Raw genomic sequence first — 5,284 nt, 5'->3', positions numbered from 1 at the left:
AGGGCTCAACTCCAAGGCAGAGGCGAAGGGACGTTTCAGCGGTGGGCGATGCGCGGGCCGTCGCCGGTGTCGGGGGTGACGCGGCCCTGTTCGACGTAGGCGCGTACCGCGTCCGGCATGGCGGGCTCGGGCGGCAGCAGTTCACCGACGTCGGCCGTGCCGCGCAGCAGGTGCTCGGCGTCGAGTCCCTCGGGCAGGTGGGGGGTGAGCACCTTGGCCAGTTCGGCGGTGGCCCTGGACCGGGCCTCCTGGACGGTGGCGACCATGAGGTCGGCCAGTTCCCTGGGGGTCATGCGGCGGTAGGCGTTGGTGGGGAACTCCACCGACAGCAGCTCGCCCTGCGGGCCGACGGTGACCTTCATCGCCTGCGCCTTGGCGGTCGCCGTACCGGACACCTCGCGCATGCGGCGCTGGAGGTCGGCGAGCTGCGCCAACTGCGTGCGGTAGGTCTCCCCCAGTTCCCCGATCTGCTCGTCGAACGGTGTGGACACCCGCTCGCTCCTTCCGCGGTCCGACGCGCGGACGGCCCGGTGCCACCGCTGCGGAGTCAATCAACAGGACGCGGGCGGGCCCGCGAAACAGCAGGTGGCGGCCCCTGCCCGCTTGAACGCCGACTCTGTCCGAAGGGACGGCCGACGCCTGCCGGTGGACCGGCGGCGTGACGGCGGCCGTTCCTTGGTGCACACCTCCTGCCCGGAAAGGCGCTGTCCCGCCCGCCCGCGCATACCGTGCCGAGCGGCTCCCTAGCCTGGCCCGCGTGCTGCCGGCCGCACGGCGCCGGGCCCTCGGGCCGGCCCGTCCCCGGACCGCTTCCCCACCAGCCGCCCCCGGAGCCCCCTGGAGCCCCCTGTATGGCCGCACGTATGGCTGCCCACCGCGCCGCCCCCTCCCGCGGGACCGTACGGACGGTCCGCCCGGCCCGTCCGGCCGCCCCCGTCGGGCTGCTGCCTACGCCGCCCGACGAGCGGGAGAAGTACGCGTACGTCCAGCGCCGCGCCTGGCTGCTGACCAGCACCTCGTTCCTGGGGTTCGGGTGTGTGCTCTACAGCCAGGTGGACTCCGCCCGGCACGGACCGTGGATCTGGTTCTTCGCGCCCGTGCTGCTGCTGTCGGTGCTCGGGGTGCTGATCTCGCTGCGCCTGGAGCTGTCCGGCCGGGGCTTCGACCTCGCGGCGCACCGCGCGCTGGTGCGCGCGTGGGCGCCGCGGCGATACCCGTCGGTCGATGTGTTCCTGCCGGTGTGCGGTGAGCCGATCGAGGTGCTGCACAACACCTGGACGTATCTCCAGCGGATGGCCGACGCGTACCCGGGGACGGTCGAGCCGCTGGTGCTGGACGACTCCGACAGTCCCGAAGTGGCGGCGATGGCGGACGACTTCGGCTTCCGCTACCTGGTGCGGCCGGACCGGGGATGGTTCAAGAAGGCCGGCAACCTGCGGCACGGCTTCGCGCACTCCGACAGCGAGTTCATCCTCATCCTGGACGCGGACTTCGTGCCCCGCGCCGACCTCCTCGGCGAACTGCTGCCGTACATGGACGCCGATCCCGGCCTCGGGATCGTGCAGTCCCCTCAGTTCTTCCGGGTGCTGGAGCAGCAGAACTGGATCGAGCGGGGCGCGGGCGCCGTACAGGAGCTGTTCTACCGCTCGGTGCAGGTGTCCCGGCAGCGCAGCGACGGCTCGATCTGCGTCGGCTCGTGCGCCGTGTACCGGCGCACGGCGCTCGCGGAGGTGGGCGGCACCAGTCTGATCGAGCACTCCGAGGACATGCACACCGGCTTCGACCTGCGGGCACGCGGCTGGGACCTGCGCTATGTGCCGCTGGCGCTGGCGACCGGGCTGTGCCCGGACACCATCGGCGCGTACTACAGCCAGCAGTACCGCTGGTGCATGGCGTCGATGAGCATGCTGGGCAGCGTCCAGGACTTCTGGAAGGTACCGATGCGGTTCGCGAGCCGCCTGTGCTATGTGTCCGGGTTCGTCTACTACATCGAGTCCGCGCTGATCCTGTTCACCGGGCCGCTGATCGTGTGCGTGCTGCTGCTGTTCTTCCCGGAGCAGGTGAAGTTCACCGACATGCGGCTGCTGCTGCCGGGGCTGGTGTACCTGGTGGTGGTGTACCCGCTGTGGCACCGGGCGCCCTACCGTCTGGAGGCGTGGGCGGCGCGGGTGCTCTACAGCTGGTCGCACCTGTTCGCGATCTGGGACGTGCTGCGCGGCCGGACGATGGGCTGGCAGCCCACCGGGTCGGGCGGGGCGCGCCGCGACAACACCCGGCGGCTGTGGATCGGCGTCTGGGCGTGGACGGTGCCGGCGACCGCGCTGTGGGTCGGGGCCGCGCTGTGGCGGATGGACACGATGGTGCCGGAGGACTTCGCGCTGCCGCTGGCCTCGGGGCTGTTCTACGCGGCGGCCGTGCTGCGGGTGGTGGTCGTCCCCCGGCCCGAGGAACCCGCCGAGGGGGTGCCGGCATGACGGTGACCGGTCGCCGGGCCGCCCTCCGGTGGGCGCTGGCCTCGACGGTGGCGGCGGGCTGCGCCCCGAGCCGTACGGCGCCCATCGGCGCGGGCGGGGAGGGCTCGACGCGGCGGACGGCGCCGTACGTGCCGTTCGACGTGACCTGGCTGATCCGGCCCCGCGACGGCCGCAAGTACCTCGGGGTCTCCTTCGCCGGGGCGTCGGTGACCCCCGGGTACCTGGACCTGTGGACGCGGAAGGCCGGCAAGGCGCCCAACCTGCTGGCGCAGCGCTTCTCGTGGGACGAGGAGTTCCCGGCGGACCGGGTGCGGGCGGTGTGGCGGCAGCGGATGCTGCCGTATCTGGCGTGGGAACCGCACGGGCGGACGCTGCGGGAGATCGCGGCGGGCGCGGACGACGGCCGCGTCCGGCGGACCGCCGAGAGGGTCCGCGACCTCAATGTGCCGGTCGCCCTCGCCTTCGCCCCCGGCATGAACGAGCGCGGCCGGCCGTGGGGCCCCCGTGCGGCGGGCGCCGAGGACTTCACCGGCGCGTGGCGGCACGTCCACGACCTGTTCCAGGACACGGGCGTGTCGAACGTCGTCTGGGTGTGGAGCCCCACCGTGACCGCGAGGCCGGCGGTGCCGCTGGAGCCGTACTGGCCGGGGGACGCGTACGCCGACTGGCTGGGGCTGACGGGCCGGTACGGCACGGACGGGCCGCGCACCTACGACGGCCTCTTCGGTCCCGTGGTGCGGGAGGCGCGGGCCTTCACCCGCGCCCCCGTGCTGGTCGCCGGGACGACCGCTCCCGCGGGCGGGCGCAGGACGGCGGTGGTGACGGACCTGACGCGGGCCGTGACCACCCGCGACGACGTGGTCGGCTTCGTCTGGGTGGACGCGGCCGACCGCACCGGCTGGCGGATCGACAGCAGTACCGGGGCGCTGGACGCCTTCCGCCGCGCAGTCGCCGACCCGCGGTTCGGTTTCGACGTGAGGCGCCCATGACGGCCACCGAGGACCACCCCGTCGCCACCGCCGACGGGGGGTACGACCCCGAGTCCACCCTGCGGCTGCGCGTACCGGCCGCGCGCGGCCCGCAGCCCGCCCCCGGCTACACCTTCGACGAGATCACGCGCGCCGACTGGGTGCTGGGCCGGGTACCCGACCGCGGCTGGTCCGCGCGGCCCTCGCCGCGCCGGACCCGGGTGAGCCGGGCGCTGCTGGCCTGTCTGCTGCTGGCGCAGGCGGTGCTGTCGCTGCGGCTGCGCAACAGCGCCTTCGAGGACGAGGCGCTGTACGTGTACGCCGGCCACGCCATGATCGACCACCTGTTCCACGGCGCCCCGGACTACGGCGGTTTCGACACCTACTTCTCCGGCTCGCCCGCGCTGTACCCGGTGCTGGCGGCCTGGGTGGACTCGGCGGCGGGGCTGACCGGTGTCCGGCTCATGAGCCTGGCGTTCATGCTGGGCGCCACGGGCCTGCTGTACTCGCTGACCCGGATGCTGTTCAACGAGCGGGCCGCGCTGCTCGCGGCGGGCGTCTTCTCGGTCACCCAGTCGACGCTGTTCCTGGGCAACTTCGCGACGTACGACGCGATGTCGCTGTCCCTGCTCGCGCTGACCGCCTGGCTCCTGGTCGGGAACGCCACCGGCCACTGGGCGCTGCCGCTGGCCACGGCGCCGGTGGCCGCGCTCGCGGTGGGGGTGAAGTACGCCTCGGCGCTGTACCTGCCGACGCTGGCGCTGCTGCTGATGCTGGTGGCGTACCGGCGGCTGGGCGCGCGGGAGGCGGTGCGGCGCGGGGCGGTGTTCACCGCCGGCACGGTGCTGCTGCTGGGCATCGGCCTGGTGAGCACGGACTACCTCCAGGCGATCCAGAGCACCACGACCGAACGCGCCCACGGCACCACGTCGGTGGGGCTGCTGGTGCGCGACAGCGTCCGGTGGGGCGGTCTGCTGTTCGCCCTGGCCTGTCTCGGCACGGTCCTGCACACCCGCCGCCACGGGCTCGGGGAGATACCCGGTCACCGGGCCGTCGCGCCCCCGCGCGGGTGGCGGCTCGCGCTGGGTGCCGTCCTGACCGGCACCGCGCTGCTCGCCCCCGCGTACCAGATCCACCTCCAGACCAGCATCTCGCTGCACAAGCACATCGGGTACGGCCTGCTGTTCGCCGCCCCGATGGCCGGGGTGGGCCTGTCCCGGCTGATGGGCGCCCACCTCCGGTTCCCCCAGGCGGTGATCGCGGTCGGCGTGCTGGCGCTCACCTTCGGCATGTCGCAGTCCGCGCAGAACTACGGTGTCTGGCCCGACACGAGCCATCTGATCCCGGAACTGGCGAAGAACGTCCGCCCGGGCCAGAAGTGGCTGGGCCAGCCGCACGAGGGACCCGTCTACTACCTCACCGACCGGGGCCTGACGGACTACACCCTGTGGACGTCGATCTTCTACATCGACTACGCGGGCCGGAAGAGCGGGCACCTGAGCGGGCCGGAGGGCTACCGGGCGGCGATCCAGGACGGGTACTTCGACGGGGTCGTCCTCGACTGGTCCGACCAGCCCGGGGACGTGCAGACCCTGATCCGCCGGGAGATGCGGGCCACCGGCCGCTACCGGCTGGCGAGCGCGCTGACGTACCGCACCTCCGTGGGCTCGGGGCACTTCGAGATCTGGCTCCGGCTGCCCGCCGCCCACACGTCGTGACGCCATCCGCTGCCCCGAGGGGCACAGTCCCTTCCCGCACGGGCGCGAACCCGGCCGACGTCGCCCGATTTTCCTATCATCGCCCCGGACAGCGGGGCCTCAGCACCACCACGGAGATGCCGCG

4 protein-coding genes are annotated in these 5,284 nt (G+C 73.2%); 3 read left to right on the top strand and 1 reads right to left on the bottom strand.

Annotated elements, in window-relative coordinates; genetic code table 11:
- Nucleotides 1–35: 35 nt before the first annotated feature.
- The gene (locus ACZ3IG_RS26655) at nucleotides 36–491 is read right to left on the bottom strand and encodes a YbaB/EbfC family nucleoid-associated protein (protein WP_467435200.1); all 456 of its coding nucleotides are present in this window, start codon (nucleotides 489–491) and stop codon (nucleotides 36–38) included.
- A 360-nt stretch (nucleotides 492–851) separates the two neighbouring features.
- On the opposite strand from ACZ3IG_RS26655, the gene ACZ3IG_RS26650 reads away from it, so the two are divergent.
- Genes ACZ3IG_RS26650 through ACZ3IG_RS26640 form a run of 3 tightly spaced genes read left to right on the top strand, consistent with a single transcriptional unit; the run spans nucleotide 852 to nucleotide 5,160 of the window.
- On the top strand, nucleotides 852–2,474 hold the full coding sequence (locus ACZ3IG_RS26650; protein ID WP_467435199.1) for a glycosyltransferase family 2 protein: 1,623 nt from the start codon (nucleotides 852–854) through the stop codon (nucleotides 2,472–2,474).
- The gene (locus tag ACZ3IG_RS26645; RefSeq protein WP_467435197.1) at nucleotides 2,471–3,463 is read left to right on the top strand and encodes a glycoside hydrolase family 26 protein; all 993 of its coding nucleotides are present in this window, start codon (nucleotides 2,471–2,473) and stop codon (nucleotides 3,461–3,463) included. Before ACZ3IG_RS26650 ends, ACZ3IG_RS26645 begins: the two co-directional genes overlap by 4 nt.
- Entirely contained in the window at nucleotides 3,460–5,160 is a 1,701-nt protein-coding gene (locus ACZ3IG_RS26640) for an ArnT family glycosyltransferase (protein WP_467435196.1), read from the top strand. The genes ACZ3IG_RS26645 and ACZ3IG_RS26640 overlap by 4 nt, the downstream gene beginning before the upstream one ends.
- Nucleotides 5,161–5,284: the final 124 nt, after the last annotated feature.

This window comes from Streptomyces sp. NPDC016677 (assembly GCF_055562815.1).
This window is presented reverse-complemented; position numbering and strand designations above follow the sequence as displayed.

What these genes read in the sequence shown, in the direction of transcription:
- ACZ3IG_RS26650 (WP_467435199.1), top strand. Translation starts at nt 852, where the DNA reads ATGGCCGCACGTATGGCTGCCCACCGCGCCGCCCCCTCCCGCGGGACC.
- ACZ3IG_RS26645 (WP_467435197.1), top strand. Translation starts at nt 2,471, where the DNA reads ATGACGGTGACCGGTCGCCGGGCCGCCCTCCGGTGGGCGCTGGCCTCG.
- ACZ3IG_RS26640 (WP_467435196.1), top strand. Translation starts at nt 3,460, where the DNA reads ATGACGGCCACCGAGGACCACCCCGTCGCCACCGCCGACGGGGGGTAC.